The 15,693-nt window shown below is 45.0% G+C and carries 11 protein-coding genes; 7 read left to right on the forward strand and 4 right to left on the reverse strand.

The window, feature by feature from the left end; genetic code table 11:
• Positions 1-26: 26 nt before the first annotated feature.
• Positions 27-524 carry a response regulator gene (locus ACXABW_RS05650; protein ID WP_457524447.1) on the reverse strand — a complete coding sequence of 166 codons (498 nt, stop codon included), beginning with the start codon at positions 522-524 and terminating at the stop codon, positions 27-29.
• Complete coding sequence (locus ACXABW_RS05655) at positions 517-2,472, reverse strand: ATP-binding protein (RefSeq protein WP_457524448.1); 1,956 nt, start codon at positions 2,470-2,472, stop codon at positions 517-519. Before ACXABW_RS05655 ends, ACXABW_RS05650 begins: the two co-directional genes overlap by 8 nt.
• 212 nt (positions 2,473-2,684) lie before the next feature.
• Between ACXABW_RS05655 and ACXABW_RS05660 the strand changes: the two genes are divergently transcribed.
• The 3 genes from ACXABW_RS05660 (at position 2,685) to ACXABW_RS05670 (ending at position 5,927) form a co-directional block, all read left to right on the forward strand.
• Positions 2,685-3,947, forward strand: a complete 1,263-nt coding sequence (locus ACXABW_RS05660; protein WP_457524450.1) for a DUF945 family protein — start codon at positions 2,685-2,687, stop codon at positions 3,945-3,947.
• Between the two features lie 130 nt (positions 3,948-4,077).
• On the forward strand, positions 4,078-5,172 hold the full coding sequence (gene serC / locus ACXABW_RS05665) for a 3-phosphoserine/phosphohydroxythreonine transaminase (protein ID WP_457524451.1): 1,095 nt from the start codon (positions 4,078-4,080) through the stop codon (positions 5,170-5,172).
• Positions 5,173-5,318: 146 nt separating this feature from the next.
• Positions 5,319-5,927 carry a hypothetical protein gene (locus ACXABW_RS05670; protein ID WP_457524453.1) on the forward strand — a complete coding sequence of 203 codons (609 nt, stop codon included), beginning with the start codon at positions 5,319-5,321 and terminating at the stop codon, positions 5,925-5,927.
• Between the two features lie 84 nt (positions 5,928-6,011).
• On the opposite strand, the gene ACXABW_RS05675 is transcribed toward ACXABW_RS05670, so the two are convergent.
• Positions 6,012-8,336 (reverse strand): YgiQ family radical SAM protein, encoded by a 2,325-nt coding sequence (locus ACXABW_RS05675; protein WP_252030411.1) that lies wholly within the window; start codon positions 8,334-8,336, stop codon positions 6,012-6,014.
• A gap of 135 nt (positions 8,337-8,471) precedes the next feature.
• Here ACXABW_RS05675 and ACXABW_RS05680 point away from each other — a divergent pair, with 135 nt between their 5' ends.
• From ACXABW_RS05680 to ACXABW_RS05695, 4 genes are all read left to right on the forward strand, one after another.
• Positions 8,472-10,985 carry an EAL domain-containing protein gene (locus ACXABW_RS05680; protein WP_457524455.1) on the forward strand — a complete coding sequence of 838 codons (2,514 nt, stop codon included), beginning with the start codon at positions 8,472-8,474 and terminating at the stop codon, positions 10,983-10,985.
• Between the two features lie 438 nt (positions 10,986-11,423).
• On the forward strand, positions 11,424-13,508 hold the full coding sequence (locus ACXABW_RS05685) for an EAL domain-containing protein (RefSeq protein WP_457524457.1): 2,085 nt from the start codon (positions 11,424-11,426) through the stop codon (positions 13,506-13,508).
• 64 nt (positions 13,509-13,572) lie between these two features.
• Positions 13,573-14,259, forward strand: coding sequence for a hypothetical protein (locus tag ACXABW_RS05690; protein ID WP_457524459.1), 687 nt, complete (start codon positions 13,573-13,575; stop codon positions 14,257-14,259).
• A 111-nt stretch (positions 14,260-14,370) separates the two neighbouring features.
• On the forward strand, positions 14,371-14,571 hold the full coding sequence (locus ACXABW_RS05695) for a DUF4250 domain-containing protein (protein ID WP_252030415.1): 201 nt from the start codon (positions 14,371-14,373) through the stop codon (positions 14,569-14,571).
• 11 nt (positions 14,572-14,582) lie between these two features.
• On the opposite strand, the gene metR is transcribed toward ACXABW_RS05695, so the two are convergent.
• Positions 14,583-15,494: an HTH-type transcriptional regulator MetR gene (metR, locus tag ACXABW_RS05700; RefSeq protein ID WP_252030416.1), complete on the reverse strand. Its 912-nt coding sequence runs from the start codon at positions 15,492-15,494 to the stop codon at positions 14,583-14,585.
• Positions 15,495-15,693 lie beyond the last annotated feature (199 nt).

Raw genomic sequence — 15,693 nt, forward strand, 5'->3', positions numbered from 1 at the left:
TAAAAAATAAGCAACATGAATGCCAATTACTCACCAAAGCTGGTGCGATTTTGTGCGATAGCATTGAAAATTGTTTCGGTATCTAACACGGTTGCCCACGGCATTAGATCTGACTCATGCTCTATCATGTAACTAGTCAGCTGAGTTTTTAGGTCTGACCTAAGCTTTTCACCGTACCAAGGTTTAGCGACGTAGAAGTCTAAGCTGGCATGGTTGACCGCTTCAACGGTGTCATCTAAACCGGCTTGGCCTGTAAGGAGAACCTTTTTGCTTTTTGCTGTCTGCGTGTCTTGGCTTAATTCGATGAGAAAGCTAATACCGGTTTGCTCGGGCATCACGTGGTCACATAGAATAAGGGCAAGCTCTGTGCCTTCTTCTCTGTACTCTAGGATAATATTGCGGGCCTCATTCACAGACTCGGCGGCTTCCAATACGAAGTGTTCTTCGAAGCAATCGAGGTCTTGCATGACGCTATCGAGCACTTCACGCTCGTCGTCTACACATAGAATCAGGTATTTATTCATTTCGCTCTCCTATAGTTTCCATAGAGGTAGTTAACGGAAGCCAAACACTCATACGGGTATATTGGTTTGGCTCCGACGCTACTTCTATTCTTCCATGATGTTGAGTAACAATTTGTTGGCAAACCGACAAACCAATGCCGAGGCCAAAATTGCCTTCTTTCTTTGTGGTGAAGTTAAGGGTGAAAATTTGCTCTTGTAGATCTTGTGGGATACCGCATCCGTTATCTTCGAAGCTCACGCAAACCCATGGTGATTGTTCAATAGTGTGAAGTTCTGTTTCGATTACTAAAATGCCTTGCTCGGGTAGAGCATCAATAGCGTTGGAAATTAGGTTGGTCCACACTTGCTGCAGGGCAATCGGCTGGCAGTTCACCAAGGGCAGCTGGCTGTATTTCTTCTCTACCTTGTGGCGTTTGAGTTTGTTCTCAAAAATGACCAACGTGTCCTCTATACCTTCATAAAGGTCGCTAAGACGAAATACTTCGTCGTCTTGGCGAGAATACCCTTTTAGGCTCTTAACCATATCGGCTATTCGTTGGGCGCAGACGTTGATGGAGCGTAAGGTTGCGCCGGCTAGGTGATAGACTTCATAAGCCTCAAGCACCTCAGTTGCTTTATCTGGCGCCTCTTTTGCTAACTTCAGTAGTTCAGCGTCGTCATTTAAGTGTAAGCGTACTAGCTTTTTGGCAAGTCGCCGATGATGGATTACTTGTTCGAGTTTTCTCGCTTGCTCTCTTTCATAAGCCGTTGAGTTAGGCTTGGAGTGCATGGCTTGCTGTAAAATCTGTTGGCCTTTATCGCCTAAGGCGTTGTCTGATGCTTCACCAGTCAGTTGGGTGATTTTTGATGTCAGGGTTTCTGAACCACGTAGAATGGCAGAGATAGGGTTGTTTAGCTCATGAGCCACACCGGCGACCAACTGTCCAAGCATCGCCATCTTTTCTCTCTCAATAAGCTGCTGATGCGCCGTTTCTAACGATTCTAACGTTTTCTGTAGCTCGAGCTTAGTGTTAATACTGCGCTGTAAGCGTCGGTTAAAGTGGCGCAGGAGTAGGTTGGTGAATAGAGGCAGTAAAGCAGTGTTGGAATGCATGACTTTAGCGAATACATCCCTGTCTAGCTTAATGACTTTGGTTTGAGTCAGTGTTAGGGCGGTTGAAAACGAGGTCTCGCCAGTAACGAAAGACATGCCGCCGACAATATTTCCTTTGCTGTGTCGAACGACTTCTCGCTGTCGCCCCAGGTCGTCTTTTTTATACAACGCCACTTCACCTTCGGTAATAAACCAAAGAAAGCGGTTCTCTTCACCTTCTTTAGTGAGTAGGTGATCGGAAGAGTAGGTTCGGCAGGCTTGGTTTTCATCTTGATGTTCGAAGAACTGATGAAGTGCGTCAATGACTTGCTGAGCTAAGGCAGAATCGGACAGACGGTGGTGATCGGAAATGAACCCTTCTTGATAGCTGCGCATCTTATCTTCTATGTGCGAGCGTAGCAGTCGTTGCTGTTCTAATACCTGGCTGTAAGACAACAAATTTTCGCTGTCGTGTTTTAGGACGAAAGTAGTGAGCTCTTTCTTGGCTGTTTTATAGACCAAACTGTCTTGTAGTGGTTTGGTTAAGCAGTGGTCGAGTCGACCTTCATTAACCGCAGATAGAATGGCTTGAATGTCTTGGCCACAACTTATCAGAATTTTGCGCGCCTGCTGGGTGTGCTTAGATTTATCCAGCTGAATCAGAAAGTCTGCGCCGTTGAACTGTTCGTGGTGGCTGGCAATAACCAAAGCGACCGTTTGCTGCCGTTGTTCACAGAATTCGAGCGTATAGTGAGCTTCCTCGATAGACTCAGCCGTATGAACATCAAACTTAGCGGCAAAAGGGCTAAGCTCGCCCCTTAGTTGCTCAACACTTACTGGGTTATTGTCTAGGCACAGTAAAACAAACGGATTCACAAACTCACTCTCAAACAGGGTCACATTGCTTGAACTGTACCAATAATACTATTTGGGTATTGGGAGCTAAGTACTAGAAATTTGCTCTTCCGGCAAATAAAGGCAATACTCTGATTTAACTCAATGTTTTGCTCATTGTTCATTATTTGCTATGTCGTAGCGAAACAAGCGAAGAGTCTTTCGAATATAGATACGTTGGAAATCAAAATAATATGAATCAACTGAAGAAGTTAGGTGCGATTGGGGGTGCAGTTGCACTCGTTTTATGTTGGCCTCTTGCGGTAGGGCAGATCGGCGAAAACGTGATTACAGATGCGATTAACCATGTCGATAACGATGCGGTTGCAGCGGAGATCATCAGCTATGATCGTGGTTATCTCTCCTCTCAAGTTCAAACCCGCTACAGCATTGTCGATGAGAGTCTAAAAGCACAATTCATTGCAGATGGTCTTCCAACGGAGTTCATTGTAAACAGTGATGTGAGCCATGGACTTGCTAGCCTAACGGCACTTTCGACTTTGCAAGATGTGGATTTTCCGCTTTCGGTAGAAACGACGACTCAGCTTAACGGTAATACAGATTATGTCGTGAACCTTGCAAGCTGGCATCACCAAACTCAAGGTGAAGACAGTGTCACTATTTCTACCTCTCCAGCGTCTATTTCAGGAAGCGTAACGGTTCTTGGACAGCTCAGCTATGTGGTTGACCTCCCTTCGGTTGAGCTCGACTTTGCAACGGGCGAAAAGATTACTATTGCCGACGTAGACGGTAACGGTGAAGGTAAACAAGAAAAAGGATTTTGGCTTGGTAAGCAGAGTATCAGCCTTGGTGAGTTCTCTATTCGTGGCGTTGATGGAAGCCAAGCGTTTTCAATGAACAAAAGTGAGTATCAGTTCAGCTCAGACCTTAATAAAGAGCAAGGTCGCTTGAACAGCAATCATATCGTAACGATGGAGTCTCTACTGACTCCAGAAGGGGCTATTAACGATTTTCAGTTGGACTTCTCGCTTGGAGATGTTGATAGCCAGTCGTTTGAGCAGTTAGTCGCTTTGTATCAAGAAAGCCCGGTTTTGACTGAAACAGAGATTCAAAAAGCGATTCCTTATATCGAGACTCTATTCGCCAAAGGCTTTTACCTATCGATGAACAAAATGGCGCTTAAGGTCGGTGAGGGTGATTTTGAATCAAAGTGGAAGGTTAGCGTGCCAGAAGGAACGGACAACATCGCTCAAAATCCGGCGAAAATCCTGCCATCGTTGACGGGCAAATTGAACACTTACTTCTCCAACCAAATTGTGGCTGATTACCCGTTTATTAAGCAGGGCGTTGATGAAGCGATTATCATGGAAATGATCAGTCAAACCAATGAAGGTTACGAGATAAACGCAGACCTAAAAGATGGAAACTTGGTGTTTGCAAGTGGACAAGAGATACCAGTTGCAGCTCTGTTACTGCCGGTGGTGTTCCAGCAATAGTTGATCATAAGCCTAGTTAGCGAAAGAAAAGAGGTCGAAAGACCTCTTTTCTTGCTTTTTATCCTGTGAAAAAAGTGGTATTAATCACACTAGAGTACAAATTTTTATTTAAGCAGGAGCAAGGAACCTCATGGAGCCGAATACGGACAATGTGTTCAATTTTAGTGCTGGTCCAGCTGGGCTGCCAAAAGCAGTGATGGCAAAAGCGCAATCTGAGTTGGTTAATTGGAATAATCTAGGTACCTCAGTGATGGAAATCAGCCATCGCAGCAAGCCATTTATCCAAGTTGCAGAAGAAGCAGAGCAAGATCTACGTGACCTGCTTAATATCCCAGAAAATTACAAGGTACTGTTTTGTCAGGGCGGTGCACGCGCACAATTTGCGGCAGTGCCTCTTAACCTATTAGGCGATAGTGCTAAAGCGACGTATATCGATGCTGGTTACTGGGCTGAGAGCGCAGTAAAAGAAGCGAAGAAATACTGTGAAACGGACGTATTTGTTGCGAAAACCGAGAAAGACGGCAAAACGGCAGTTGTTCCAGCATCGCAGTGGCAGATTGCAGCTGATTCTGCTTACGTTCACTTTTGCCCTAATGAAACCATCGACGGCATTGAAATCAACGACTTACCAAATACGGATAAGCCAATTGTAGCAGACATGTCCTCGACGATTCTGTCACGTGAAATTGATGTATCTAAGTATGGTGTTATCTATGCGGGCGCTCAGAAAAATATCGGGCCTGCTGGTATTTGTATTGCGATTGTCCGTGATGACCTGCTCGACCTTGCAAGCGATCTTCTGCCAAGCTTCTTGAGCTACAAAGTGTTGGCAGAGAAAGACTCTATGTTTAACACGCCTCCAACATTTGCTTGGTACCTGTCTGGGTTAGTTTTCAAATGGCTTAAACAGCAAGGCGGCGTGAAAGCGGTTGAACAAATCAACCGAGAGAAAGCCGCAATTCTGTACAACCATATTGATGGTTCGGACTTTTATAAAAACGGCGTGCATGCGGATAACCGTTCACTTATGAATGTGCCGTTCCAACTTGCTAAGCCTGAACTTGATGGAGCATTCTTAGAACAAGCTGAACAACGTGGTTTGGTCGCTTTGAAAGGGCACCGCGCAGTGGGTGGTATGCGTGCATCAATCTACAACGCGATGCCGCTTGAAGGGGTGCAGGCTCTAGTCGAATTCATGAAAGAGTTCGAGCAAGCAAACGCGTAAACAACATGCTTCAAATGATGAGCTAACAGCAAAGCCTAGTGGGGTTACCTACTAGGCTTTTTTGTGCCTTCTAATTCTAGAATCCAACGCAGACCAATCATTTTCTACTAGGCTATTTACAAGATTGTAAATAAAATGGTGGCGTTGTGGGTATATTCCATTTGGCACTGGTACTGATATTTTCGGTGTTAGCGGTATTGCTGATCTTGTTTGGTTTTGGTTGGAAAGCCTTCATTGCTGCAGCCTTCATCATCGCGCTATGCTTCGCCATATACTGCTATTTAGAGCAACAGATATCTCAAGAAGGGCACAGTAAAGTGTTCCATCATTTACGCGCCGTCATATTACCGGAGTTACTCGAGCAGCTTAAGTTCTCTTATAAAGCCTGCAGCCAATCCGTAAATCAAACGACGCAATTATATGAAGATTTGAATCAACATGTTGAACAAGCTAAGGCCACCTTACAACAGGATACGATTGATGTTGAACAGCTACAGCAAGATATTGATAGCCTAAATTCAACTTGTGAACGTATGCTTGCATTGCATCAGGTGAGCGAAAAAAATCTTCAGTGCCAACTTGGGGTTATGGAGTCGATGACCATGCTGCTGGAAAGCATCCAGAAGGTAGAGCAGGGCGAGGGCTATTGGTCTGAAGAAGAAGTACTTGAACAGCTACGAGAGATCGAGATGCGCACTCAAGCGATTCAGCAGCATTTAGGTGAAAAGGCACGCAACGAACAAAAAATTGACTAAGACCTACAAATAGAAACTAGAAGCGCTGCCATTGGGCAGCGCTTTCAATTTAAGCTCAAGTCATTCGCTTGTTAAGCGATAGGCTTATCGTCGTTTTGGCTTACGATTTCCCGTAGGCTTACCCGCTTGGTTAGTACTTTGGTTTCGCGAGTTAACATTGCCACCATTTCCACGTTGCCCACCCTGAGGCTTGCCACCTTTCCCATTTGGTTTTGAACTGCCATTAGGTTTAGAGTTCCCATTTGGCTTTGAGCCCGGTTTACCTGAGCCACCTCTGCTTTGCTTGTCACCGCCAAAGCCTGGTTGGTTTTTGGTGTGTTTAGTAGCAAAACGGTTAGCACCATGGCGACCCGATTTTCTGCGCTGTGCTGGTGTTCTTGCGTCTAGATCTTCCGCAGGTACTAAACAACCCGGCTTATCACCGATCAGGTGCTTTTTACCCATGTCGGTCAGTGCTTCACGAATGATTTTCCAGTTATCCGGATCATGATAGCGCAGCAGTGCTTTATGCAAGCGGCGTTGACGCTCGCCTTTCGCGACTGGAATGTCTTCACGCTTCTTATACTTCACTCGCTTCAGAGGGTTGGTCTCTGAATAGTACATCGATGTCGCGTTACACATTGGCGATGGGTAGAAGTTCTGTACTTGGTCACACTCGAAGTTGTTCTTCTTCAACCACAGCGCAAGGTTGAGCATGTCTTCATCTTCAGTGCCTGGGTGAGCAGAGATGAAGTAAGGAATTAAGTACTGTTTTTTACCTGCTTCTTGGCTGTACTTCTCGAACATCTCTTTAAAGCGGTCGTATGTACCCATACCCGGCTTCATCATTAGGTCGAGAGGCCCTTTTTCAGTATGCTCTGGCGCTATCTTTAAGTAGCCGCCAACGTGATGAGTGACAAGTTCACGAACATATTCTGGAGATTCGATAGCAAGGTCATAGCGAACACCAGAAGCGATCATGACCTTTTTGATACCTTTGACTTTACGCGCTTCGCGGTACAGGTCGATGGTATGTTTGTGGTCAGTGTTAAGCTTGTTACAGATGCCTGGGAATACACAAGATGGCCTACGGCAGTTAGCTTCGGCTTTTGGATCATTACAGCCAAGGCGATACATGTTGGCGGTAGGGCCACCTAAGTCAGAGATTGTTCCGGTAAAACCAGGTACTTTATCTCGGATTTCTTCCAGTTCGCCTAGAATCGATTCTTTAGAACGGTTTTGAATAATACGTCCTTCATGCTCTGTAATAGAACAGAACGAACAGCCACCGAAACAGCCACGCATGATGTTAACCGATGTCTTGATCATGTCGTAAGCTGGGATTTTGGCTTTGCCATAGCTAGGGTGTGGGACACGTGCGTAAGGCAGGCCAAACACATAGTCCATTTCTTCCGTTGAAAGTGGAATCGGCGCTTGGTTTACCCACAATTCACGGTCACCATGGCGTTGAATCAGTGCACGACCAGAATATGGGTTTGTTTCTAGGTGCATGATACGACTTGCGTGAGCGTAAAGAATTCGGTCGTTATTGAGTTTCTCAAACGGTGGCAGCCTTACCGCGGTTGTTTTCGCATCGTGACGTGACGGGCGAATGGTAATCGGTTTCGCTTCTGGTTCTGGCTGCTCTTTTTTCGTGTCGCATTGAGTTTCGACTTCGTATGGGTTAATCGCAACGAAGGACGCCTTACTTGGCTTCTCAATACGTGAAGAGTCAATCACAGTGTAACCTTCAGGCTCAGCAGGTAAGTTTACCGCAGTACCTCGGATGTGGGTCAGGCTTGAAATGTCTTCTCCATCGGCAAGGCGATGTGCAACTTCCACTAGTGCACGCTCTGCGTTACCAAATAGAAGAATGTCGGCTTTCGCATCGAATAGGACTGAACGACGGACTTTATCAGACCAATAATCATAGTGAGCAACACGACGCAAACTCGCTTCAATGCCGCCTAATACGATTGGCACACCCTTGTAGGCTTCACGACAGCGCTGTGAATAGACAAGCGTAGCACGATCTGGGCGTTTACCACCTTCGTTGTTTGGTGTGTATGCGTCATCATGGCGCAGCTTTTTGTCTGCGGTATAGCGGTTAATCATGGAATCCATGTTACCGGCGGTAATGCCAAAGAAGAGGTTAGGCTTACCGAGTTTCATGAAGGCATCTTTATTGTTCCACTCTGGCTGAGCAATAATGCCTACTCTAAAACCTTGAGCTTCTAATAATCGTCCAATAATCGCCATGCCGAAACTTGGGTGATCAACATACGCATCACCAGTGACAATGATGATGTCACAGCTATCCCAGCCTAATGCATCCATTTCTTTCTTACTGGTTGGCAAAAATGGCGCGCTACCAAAGCACTCTGCCCAGTATTTTTTATGTTCATGAATAGGCGTGATGTTGCTGTACATATTTTAACCTCTAATTCTGCGAGGGCGAATTATAGCGACTTGTGGCGACACTATCTAGCGGAAGATATTACGCATTTTTTATATGGATATTCTACACTTAATGTGTGTGGGTGCATATGAGAGGGGAGTGCCGCAATGAGTGGAATGGAATCCAACGCTGTGATGATACCAATACGGAGCAATAAGCTGCCAACACGTCCTTACTCCTATTCGGATTGGAGTCTAAATACTGTGGATAAATCGTTTCTCTTTGAGCCCGGCTCGTTTATCAATGCGCTTGCATTTGAACGGCCAATAAAAAACGTGAATGACCTGCTATCACATGTATCTGATGATGAAAAAGTGGGCATTCTGGATGTAGTCAAACGTTTGTCGAAATCAGGTGGGGCAGAGTACCTGAGTTGCTGTGTTCGGCCAAACAACAATTACGTCGTATACACGGAACTTTATATAGAACGCCTTGATAAACACACCATCCAAGGTACGGTGAGACAGATGCTTGTTTTGCCTAATGGTGATCAAATGACCAATGTGTTTTTGGCATTGTTTGAAAACTCCCACCATGGCGTGGTCATCACTGATGAACAAACTCGTATCCTTACCTGCAATCAATACTTCGAGAATCAAACTGGTTTTAGCCGGAATGACTTGATTGGCTTGAAAACTAACATTCTAAACGCCGATAAACATTCTCCCGAATTCTACCAACAGATGTGGTGTCAAGTTGATGAACAAGGTTATTGGAAAGGGGATATTTTATCTTGCCATGCTAATGGGAGCATCTATCCGCAAGAACTTACGATTCAGAAGCTGCAACTCAATGGTCAAACTTATTATATCGGCCTCACGGTTGATCTGAGTAACGACTTAGGCCGAGTGGCAGGTGAGGGCGAAGGCGATGTGGAGATGCTTACGCAGTTGCCAACCAAAGAGAAGTTCATCGAATTGTTACAACACCGCTGCGAAAGCCCATTGAGTGAGTCTGGGAAAATAGTGTTGGTGATGGAGCCCAAAATAGCAGAAGAACATGCTCATAGTCAGCAGCTCGCGTTTTCGGGAATGTTGCTTAGAAATCGCCATTGTTACATAGCTGGTTATCTCTCGAATGGTTTGTTTATCGCTTGTGTTGAGTACCCTATGGTAGCGCAAGGCACCCCAAGTCGTGCCCTGCAGCAGTCGATTAAGCAATTTTTTAGCGACTGCAAGCTGGAAGGCGGTGATGAGATGCACAGTCGAATCACTAATGGCCGTGTGGGTGTTTCTTTGCTTGGTTACGATACAGACAGCCCTGCGAGAAGTGTTATTCATGCCACGCAAGCAATGCTGGAAAATCATGGCAGTTCTAAAAGTGTCATTAACTTTTACCACAGTAAAATCCACAAAGAGCTAATGCGTAAAAAGCGCTTAGAAGAGGTGGTTGAGTCGGTTCTCGCACAAAAAGCGATTGAAGTTTACTACCAACCGATCATCGATACTGCCACTTGGCGGATCGTGAAGTTTGAAGCGCTGTGTCACTTTACATCAACCAGGGAGTCGTCATTCAACACCCAAGAAATGATCAACGTAGCGGAAGACTTAGACCTAATTCCTGAACTAGACAAGTTGGTGGGAGAGAAGTCTTTGCAGGCACTGCCGACTATTCGTCAAGTCTATGGTGAGACAACGGGGCTGACGATCAACCGATCGCTCAATACCAAACTAAGTGCCAAGCAAATCTTACGTAATACCGTAGATCTTATCGAGAAGTATACAGACTGCCCTGAGAACATCACTATCGAGCTGACCGAAAGCGCCTATTTTGATAGCGAATCTAGCCACAAAGATGCCCTCAACGAACTGCGCAAACATGGGGTTTCGGTTGCAATAGACGACTTCGGTACTGGGTACTCGTCATTTAGTTACCTAAGTGATAGCCACTTTGACTACCTGAAAATAGACAAAGATTTTGTCACAGATATTGAGGTGAAAAGTAACAAGTATCATATCGTTAAAATGATCACTCAACTGTCAAATACCCTCGGCGTCAAGGTGATTGCAGAGGGTGTTGAAACTCTTCACGAAGCGAGAACCCTACAAGCATTAGGTATTGACTATATGCAAGGGTACTTTTTCTCCAAACCGATTCCAATTGAACGTATTGATGAAGCTCAGCTCTACGAATGTAAACCTGAGTTCAAAGACCTTGGTGATTTTGCTGTACAGCACAATGCTATCTATACATTAGCAAAACATCGGCGAGTGGCGCTCGACCCTGGTGATAGTGTTTCATTTGCGACCAAGCTATTCGAATCTGACGCCCGTTTGATTACCGTCCCTGTTATCACTGAGCAAAAGTGTGTTGGCATTATTGGCAAACGAGAGATTAACTTGTATCTAACGCCAACCATGGGCACAGATTTGGAGTCGAGTAAGGAGTCCGCTATATGGAGGCGTTCGATTCATCAAATGATGTCTCTGTCGTTTTCTCAGATTGACTATCGTACTTCCCTAGAAGAAATTCGCGTGTTACTTGAAGAGCATCCGAGGTTTCCTTGGATTTTGGTTAACGAAGACGGAAAATTTAAAGGCATCGTAGAGCAACGAGATGTCTTAGATTATTTGCTTAATACAGATGCAATTCCAGAGGTACAACCCGAATATCAAATCTAATGAAAATGTCCTAATGTTTATATAGGCAGGTGGTACACCTTTGGGTGTGTAGGATGGAACATGCAAGGACACAGCTTCAGTTCGCAGAGTGGTGGAATAGCTCAAACGAAGCGCCCTTGTGTGGAGTGGAAATGGAGTTTAAAGGATTCGTCCTTTGAAATTAGTCAGAAACAATGCGAGAAGGTATTTGCGTCGAAGTTGCCGCCGTTAACCACACACTTTCTGATGGCGTGCTTATCTTTTGAAGACCAAGAGCGATTACTGACTTTATTTTCGAGAGCGACTAGCACGCCTAAAACGTATAGTTGTTGTATTAACCTCGAGAAAGGCAAGCTTTGCTTTTCGTGTTTTTGTTTTCAATCACTCGATCGCCACACTGTGGTGGGCACACTGTATCCGTTGCTCTCCTTTCCGACTAATGGCTCTACGTATGGCTCTTTGTTTAAACAAGTCTTTGATAACCCTCTTCATGGCATCATAGCTATAGATGCCGAGCGTAACATCCTGTTATGTAACCGTTACTTTGAGAAACACTGCCGCTACGCCAATATTGAATTAATAGGGAAACCGTTTCGGAGCTTAGACTCCGGCAAGCATAGTAGTAGCTTCTACGACAATATGTGGCAACAAGTACAAGAGTCGGGCAAATGGACGGGCACCGTTTTAATCAAAACTGGGCAAGGACATATTGTTCCTCAGGACTTGTCATTACAGAAAATCGTTATTCGAGATAGAACCTTATATTTAGGCTACTTTGTTGATCTATCTAATCATTTGTATCGTGTGGCGGACATGGAGTTAGGTGGTGTTGAGCTGCTGACTCAACTTCCAACAGAGCAGCAATTCACTCAGCGCTTAGCTCAAAAATGGATGAACTCAGACGAGAATATGATTTATTTGGTGCTGGCCTTTGTTCCTAATATTGCCCGAGTAAATGAATATGAGCTCAGGCAGTCATTATCCGAGCACCTTTCTCAAAACAATCACTGTCAACTTTCAGGCTACCTCGGAAACAACTATTTTGTGGTGTGTTTAGAGTGTGAAAAAAAATCAGGGCCAAGCCAAGTCCGAGTCATACAACAGACCATACGCAGTTTTTTTTCTGAATTGAATCGCGACGCAGGTCACGAGATTCATGACGCATTATTCAACGGTAAAGTGGGAGTATCCATTCTCGGTCATGACACCAATAATCCCAAGCTACTTGTGCCACATGCGGTTCAAGCGATGCTGGAACAAACCGGTGATATGAAGGGGATGATTACTTTTTATAATGGATCCATTCACCGAGAAGCACTACGCCGCAAAGAGATGGAAGACGTTGCAGTGACGGCAATTCGAAATGAAAATGTCGAGGTATTCTATCAGCCAATAGTGGATACTCGTAATTGGGATATCGCCAAATTTGAAGCCCTGTGTCGCTTTAGAGATCCTGATGGCCAAATCATGAATACACAAGAAATGGTCGCCATCGCAGAGGACCTAGATTTAGTCTCTGAACTAGACTGGTGCGTAGGGAAAAAATCCTTACAGGGGCTTGATACAATTCATCAGCGGTTTGGCAATAACATAGGTATTACGATCAATCGCTCGCTCAATACCAAGTTAGGTGCAGATGCGGTATTGAAAAGCGCTGAAGATATGATTCGTGTTCATGCCTCAACACCTGAGTTGGTGACCATTGAATTAACGGAAAGTGCGTATTTCGACAGTGAATCAGCGCAATCGTCACTAATCACCAACTTGAGAATGCATGGAGTAAGCGTTGCAATCGACGACTTTGGTACAGGCTACTCATCTTTTACCTACTTGAGTGACTGTAACTTTGATCTACTCAAAATAGACCGCGAATTTGTCACTAACATCAAGGTTGGGACGCACAAATACCATATCGTCAAAATGATTACTGACTTATCTCATACGCTAGAAGTGAAAGTGGTAGCTGAAGGTGTTGAAACTCGACATGAATTGGAAGTGCTGTGTGGGATTGGAGTGGACTATATTCAGGGATACTTTTTCTCCAAGCCATTACCTATCGATAACCTTGAAAGTGCATGGGGATACCAAGAACGACTGGCTGATTTTTTACAGCGCAAGTCTTCGTTGACCGGGATTGGGATATTACGTATCGCCAAAAGCTACGTTCCTACGCTAGAGCCTGGAGACACGATTGAAAGAGCGAGAGCACTGCTGAATGACGCTTCTTTACATCTCGATTCTCTCCCTATTTTGAATGGTGAAACGTGTGTGGGTATCGTCGATAAAGCGTGCTTGAACTTACATCTGTCTCCAACTTTAGGTGGCGACTTCGAAACGTCGAAAGACCTGACCATCAAAAAGCGGACTTTGAATCAAGTTATGACCACCGATATCTCGACAGTGTCTTTCCATACTCGAGTCGGTGAGCTGTCGACCTTGTTAAATCAGGGGAGCCCGTTGCCTTGGGTGGTAGTTGATGACTTAGGCAACTACCTTGGGGTCGTGACTCAACAGGACGTTTTAGACCATTTCAGCCACCACTGAATTGCTCCTAAAGGTGGCTTTGGTTATCATGCGCTACCCAAACTAATCAATTTAACACCTTGGCATGACTCAACTACTTCTCTCTAACTTCGCTCCGATGCTACTTGGCGCGCAACTTATCTTAACTTTGGTTCTCGTGAAGGGAGACATATGCCCTGGCCAGCGTGGGCGTGTCCATAAAATGTTGCCAGCGATCGGTATTTTGTGGCTTGCCGTTGCATCCCTCAAGATAGAAGCGTTTATGGTGGTATTCGCGGTGTTCTACTTCTTCTCTCAAGTCCAAACTAAGAAAACCAGAGACGAAGGCCCGCTTTGGGTTATGTACTTGGCGAACGGTCTAGCATTCGCTTATGTTGCGATCACAGTGGGTGAGCAATCGAATTGGGCGAACTCAGCGGGTGTGATTGTATCAGTGTTCTTACTGGGTGCGAGCTTTGCGCATGTGTTACTCACGATCGCACGTACTCGTTTACAAGCATTCCACCGCATACTACCGGTTTCGGGGGTTGTGTCAGCAATGTTGATGGCGCTGGTGGTACTGGCCCAATCAACGACCATTGATGTAGAAGCAGCGGAGGCTGCCACTCAAGCGATTTTACTTAGCTTGGGTTTACTGATTTCGGGTGTGATTGTTTGGAGCACTCATATGTTTAGCCAGAAAGAAGTGAACAAAGTGCAACTCAGTATCGCGTTATTGCTGCTTCTGAGCTCGGCAACCATTCAAACGGGGATTAGCCTCAACTTAATGTGATTGGGCTCTACTTAGCTAAAGCGAATTACTCATGATTTGGATAGTGGTCACGCTCTAATCACCTAAAAGGCGCTAAGCTTAATTGAGGTACTTGTGTTAAGGAGCGCCGTTATGGACTTGAGTAATGTAGGCAACTTAGACAGCATCATTTTGTTGGGTATCGTTAATGAAAAGCTGCGGCTGGAGTGCGATAGCTTCGAAGAGCTGGTCAGTATGTACGAAATGGATATTGAGAGTGTTGTCGGTAAGCTAGATGTACTAGGTTATCAATACGATCCGCTTACCAACCAATTTAAAGCTTATCAGCGTTAGATATGAATTTATTAAGCCATCTTGATTTCATCAAGGTGGCTTTTGCATTGCTGGCGTGCTGTCGAGAAAAACGCTTGTAAGTAGCGTTTATCTTTCTCTGAGTTACGCGTTGCTGCGAACAGTCGCCTCCATAATCCTTCTCCAAGTGGCTTACTAGTAATGAGTCCTTGTCTTGAAAACTCACTGATAGCCCAATTCGGTAACGCTGCAACGCCTAATCCGGCGGAAACCATTTGCACGAGCATTAGCGTATTGTCGGCTTGTTTCCATTTCTTGGGTTCAACGCCTGCTGGTTGAAGAAAGTGTTTCACGACATCTAATCGCTGCTTTTGTACCGGGTAGGACAACATGGTTTGTACTGCTAAATCTTCCGGTTCAATGAACTCTTTGTTTGCCAATACGTGATTCGTTGCTGTGATAAGACGCATTTCAAAATCAAACAGTGGCTCATAGTGCACTTCAGATCGAGGTTGGATATCAGAAGTGATCACTAAGTCGAGTTCACCAGCTAGCAATGCAGGCAAAGGTTCAAAACCAAAACCGGATGAGAAGTCTAGTGTCACGCTCGGCCAAGTCACTTGATACTCTTTCAGAGCCGGCATCAACCACTGAAAACATGAGTGACATTCAATCGCCATATGCAGCCTGCCGTTGACGTCTTCTTTCAAACTCGCCAGTTCATTTTCGGCTTTGGCCAGCTTAGGCAAAACCTCATCCGCGAGTTTTAGCAAGATTTCTCCTTCAGAAGTAAATTTGACTGGCCGAGTTTTGCGCAGAAACAACTGTCCTCCAACTCTCGCTTCAAGATCCTTAATTTGATGAGAGAGTGCCGACTGAGTCAGGTGCAATGAGGTCGCGGTTGCGGTCAGTGAACCTGTATCGCGCAAAGAAGTGAGTGTGCGTAAGTGTTTTAACTCAATCATGAATTCCTCTCATCTGATATCCGTAATGATGAACACATTTAACTTACGCGGTTTAGATAGGCTTGTAAACGTCTAGATGGCTAAAGGTTATTGCCGCATGAATTTTTTTAATAAACAGGTTGAATATTTGGAGATTGTTCATGATGTGAATCGGAGAGATAGTTTAGCCATCCAGACGCCTTTTAATAAGGTGCCCTGA

It is taken from the genome of Vibrio paucivorans, from assembly GCF_054053395.1.

Excerpts from the sequence above, each read along its gene's own strand:
- ACXABW_RS05650 (WP_457524447.1), bottom strand. The coding sequence starts at position 524 with ATGAATAAATACCTGATTCTATGTGTAGACGACGAGCGTGAAGTGCTC.
- ACXABW_RS05680 (WP_457524455.1), top strand. The coding sequence starts at position 8,472 with ATGAGTGGAATGGAATCCAACGCTGTGATGATACCAATACGGAGCAAT.
- metR (WP_252030416.1), bottom strand. The coding sequence starts at position 15,494 with ATGATTGAGTTAAAACACTTACGCACACTCACTTCTTTGCGCGATACA.
- ACXABW_RS05690 (WP_457524459.1), top strand. The coding sequence starts at position 13,573 with ATGACTCAACTACTTCTCTCTAACTTCGCTCCGATGCTACTTGGCGCG.
- ACXABW_RS05660 (WP_457524450.1), top strand. The coding sequence starts at position 2,685 with ATGAATCAACTGAAGAAGTTAGGTGCGATTGGGGGTGCAGTTGCACTC.
- ACXABW_RS05695 (WP_252030415.1), top strand. The coding sequence starts at position 14,371 with ATGGACTTGAGTAATGTAGGCAACTTAGACAGCATCATTTTGTTGGGT.
- ACXABW_RS05675 (WP_252030411.1), bottom strand. The coding sequence starts at position 8,336 with ATGTACAGCAACATCACGCCTATTCATGAACATAAAAAATACTGGGCA.
- serC (WP_457524451.1), top strand. The coding sequence starts at position 4,078 with ATGGAGCCGAATACGGACAATGTGTTCAATTTTAGTGCTGGTCCAGCT.